We start from the raw sequence: 3,714 nt of genomic DNA on the forward strand, positions 1-3,714 counted from the left end.
GACATCGACGGCGGCTTCGGCACGCTGTTCTCGTACGCCAGCAAGGGCCGTCGCGAACTGCCGAACGCCAGCTTCATCGTCGACGGCAACACCGAAGTGATGAGCAAGACCGGCAGCTTTGTCGGCCAGCACATCATGACGCCGCTGAAGGGCGTGGTGCTGCACATCAATGCCTTCAACTTCCCGGTCTGGGGCATGCTCGAGAAGCTCGCCGTGAACCTGCTCGCCGGCGTGCCGGCGATCGTCAAGCCGGCCAGCCAGACCTCGTATCTGACCGAGCGCGTGTTCCGCGACATGGTCGCTTCCGGCATCTTTCCCGAGGGCTCGTTCCAGCTGATCTGCGGCTCGGTCGGCGATCTGTTCGAGCATCTCACCGGCCAGGATCTGGTCACCTTCACCGGCTCGGCGTCGACCGGCCAGAAGCTGAAATCGCATCCGGTGATCGTCCGCAATTCGGTGCGCTTCACGATGGAAGCGGACTCGCTGAACTGCTCGATCCTCGGCCCCGATGCCCTGCCGGGCACGCCGGAGTTCGATCTCTACGTGAAGGAAGTGGTCCGCGAAATGACCACCAAGTGCGGCCAGAAGTGCACGGCGATCCGCCGCGCCTTCGTGCCTCGTGCGCAGCTCGATGCGGTGGTCGAGGCGCTGAAGGCGAGGCTGTCCAAGGTCGTCGTCGGCGATCCTTCCCAGGCCGGCGTGACCATGGGCGCGCTGGCCTCGCTTGGTCAGCGTGACGAAGTGCTGAAGGCAGTCGGCCGCCTGCGCGACGTCGCCGATCTGGTGTTCGGCGATCCGCAGGATTTCGCCGTCACCGGTGGTGATGCGAAGAAGGGCGCGTTCCTGTCGCCGCTGCTGCTGCGTTGCGCGAACCCGCATGCCTCGCCGGTCGTCCACGAGATCGAAGCCTTCGGCCCGGTGTCCACCGTGATGCCGTACGACGACATCGACGATGTCATCGCGCTCGCCGTCAAGGGCGAGGGCAGCCTGGTCGGCTCGCTGTTCACCTACGACAACGACTTCGCCCGCGATCTGGTCATGGGTGCGGCCAGCTATCACGGCCGCCTGCTGATCGTGAACCGCGACTGCGCCAAGGAATCGACCGGCCACGGCTCGCCGATGCCGGTGCTGGTCCACGGCGGCCCGGGCCGAGCTGGTGGCGGCGAGGAAATGGGCGGCGTGCGTGGCGTCAAGCACTATCTGCAGCGCACCGCGCTGCAGGGCTCACCAGCCACGCTCTCAGCAATCACCGGCCAGTGGATCGCTGGTTCGCCGCGCGCCGAAGGTATCCATCCGTTCCGCAAGAATCTCGCCGAGCTGCAGCTCGGCGACACGGTGAAGGCCGGCCCCAAGCTGATCACGCTTGAAGACATCGAACACTTCGCGCACTTCACCGGCGACACCTTTTACGCGCACATGGACGAAGCGGCCGCCGCGGCCAATCCGTTCTTCGGCGGGCGCGTCGCCCACGGTTATTACATCCTGTCGGTCGCCGCCGGTCTGTTCGTGCAGCCGGACCCGGGCCCGGTGCTCGCCAACTACGGTCTCGACAATCTGCGCTTCGTGACACCCGCCAAGCCGGGCGATTCCCTGAGCGTGACCTTGACCTGCAAGGGCAAGAATCCGCGCATCACCGAGAACTACGGCGAAGTGCGCTGGGATACCGTGGTGACCAATCAGGATGGCCTGGTCGTCGCGACTTATGACGTGCTGACGATGGTCGAGAAAGCGCCGGCCTGAAGGACAAGAAACTCCCTCCCCGCGAGCGGGTTGGGAGGCTAAATAAAAGCGTAGGAGAGACACGCATGGCTTACGAAAACATCCTGTTCAGCCTTGAAAACGGCATCGCCCGAATCACGCTGAACCGTCCGGATCGCCTGAACAGCTTCACCGTGGCGATGCACACCGAGCTGCGCGACGCGATCAACACCGTCAAGGCCGATCCGAGCGCCAGAGTGCTGCTGCTGACCGGTGCCGGCCGCGGCTTCTGTGCCGGACAGGATCTGTCCGATCGCGCGGTGGCGCCGGGCGGCGCGCCGGTCGATCTCGGTGACACCGTCGAAGCCTGGTGGGCGCCGCTGGTGACCAGCCTGCGTCGCTTGCCGATGCCGGTCGTGGTCGCGGTCAACGGCGTGGCCGCGGGTGCCGGCGCCAATGTCGCACTCGGTGGTGATCTAGTACTGGCCACGCGTTCGGCAAGCTTCATCCAGCCGTTCTGCAAGCTCGGCCTGATTCCGGATACCGGTGGCACCTGGATCCTGCCGCGCCTGCTCGGCACTGCGCGGGCGATGGGTCTGGCGATGCTCGGCGACAAGCTGACCGCGACGCAGGCCGAGGAATGGGGCCTGATCTGGAAGGCGATCGACGACGACAAGTTCAAGGACGAAGTCGAAAAGCTGCTGACCCATCTGTCGACCGCGCCGACCCAGGGTCTGGCGCGCACCAAGCAGCTGATTCTCGACAATGGCTCGGTGCCACTCGAAGAAGCGCTGAAGGCCGAAGCCGGCGCGATGCGCGAACTCGGCTTCAGTGACGACTATCGTGAAGGCGTTGCTGCCTTCCTCGAAAAGCGCCCGGCCAGCTTCACCGGCCGCTGATCTTCAGCCAGGGACTTCCGATGAGCTTCGATCTTCGCTTCAGTGCCGAGCAGCTCGCCTTGAAGGCGTCTGCTCGCGCATTCGCCCGGGAAACCCTGAGCACGGTCGCGGCCGCCAGCCTGCATCTGGCGACGCCGGAAGCGCGCTTCGCGGCGACCCGGCCGATGTATGAAGCGGCGATCCAGGCGGGCTTCCTGCGTCGGCTGATCCCGATGCCTTTCGGCGGTGGCGGCAGCGGCGTCATGGACATGGCGATCGTGGCCGAGGAGTTTCACGCCGTCGACGTCAATGTCTCGCTGACCCTGTTCGCGAACCTGCTCGGCCTGATGCCGCTGTTCATCGCCGGCACACCGGAACAGCAGCAGCGCTACATCGCGCCGTTCCTCGCCACCAGCGGCGCGCCATTGGCGGCACTGGCGAACAGCGAGCCGGGCGGCAGTGCCAACTTCGCATCGACGACCGTTGGCGGCGGTACCCGCACGGTTGCCGTGCGGGCCGGTGGCGACTGGCTGATCACCGGCAGCAAGCAGTGGGTATCGAGTGCGACCGGCTGGGATGGGCGCGGTGCCGATCTACTCTGCGTGGTCTGCTGCACTGATCCGGATGCGCCGCCGGAGCAGCGGCTGAGCGTGCTGCTGGTGCCAAAGCCGGAACGCGGCCTGAGCACCGAGGCTTGCCCGGAAACGCTCGGCCATCGCGCGCATCTGACGCCACGCTTCCATTTCGATCAGGTTCGCGTGCCGGCCGATCACGTCGTCGGTGGTGTCGGTGGCGGCAAGGCATTGGTCGAAGCGAGCTTCTCGGGCACCGCGGCGCTGGTCGGCATCATGGCTGTTGGCGTGGCGCGCGCGGCCTTCGATTTCGCCTTGAATTTCGCGCGCACGGAAACCCGTGGCGGCGCGGTGCCGATCATCGATCACCAGGCCGTGGGCTACGCGCTGGCCGACGCCAAGACGTCCATCGAAGCGGCGCGCAGCCTCGGCTGGCGTGCCTGCGCGGCCGTCGATGCCCAGGCGCCGGATGCGCTCGAGCTGTCGCTGCACTCGAAGATCTTCGGCTCCGAAACCGCGGTGAAAGTGATCACCGATCTGATGCGAGTCGTCGGCATCGACAGCTA

Annotated in this window: 3 protein-coding genes; all 3 read left to right on the forward strand. The window is 66.0% G+C overall.

Features of this window, described 5'->3' with window-relative positions; all coding sequences use genetic code 11:
• A partial coding sequence (gene paaZ / locus QZY06_RS01935) for a phenylacetic acid degradation bifunctional protein PaaZ (protein ID WP_295679479.1) occupies window positions 1–1,740 on the forward strand: 1,740 nt, incomplete at its 5' end.
• A 65-nt stretch (window positions 1,741–1,805) separates the two neighbouring features.
• Window positions 1,806–2,597 (forward strand): 2-(1,2-epoxy-1,2-dihydrophenyl)acetyl-CoA isomerase PaaG, encoded by a 792-nt coding sequence (paaG, locus tag QZY06_RS01940; RefSeq protein ID WP_295679482.1) that lies wholly within the window; start codon window positions 1,806–1,808, stop codon window positions 2,595–2,597.
• A 20-nt stretch (window positions 2,598–2,617) separates the two neighbouring features.
• Window positions 2,618–3,714 (forward strand): acyl-CoA dehydrogenase family protein (locus QZY06_RS01945; RefSeq protein ID WP_295679484.1); only part of this gene is annotated, 1,097 nt, incomplete at its 3' end.

The sequence above is a fragment of the uncultured Nevskia sp. genome, assembly GCF_903885465.1.
Lineage (GTDB): Bacteria > Pseudomonadota > Gammaproteobacteria > Nevskiales > Nevskiaceae > Nevskia.

What these genes read in the sequence shown, in the direction of transcription:
- paaG (WP_295679482.1), top strand. Translation starts at nt 1,806, where the DNA reads ATGGCTTACGAAAACATCCTGTTCAGCCTTGAAAACGGCATCGCCCGA.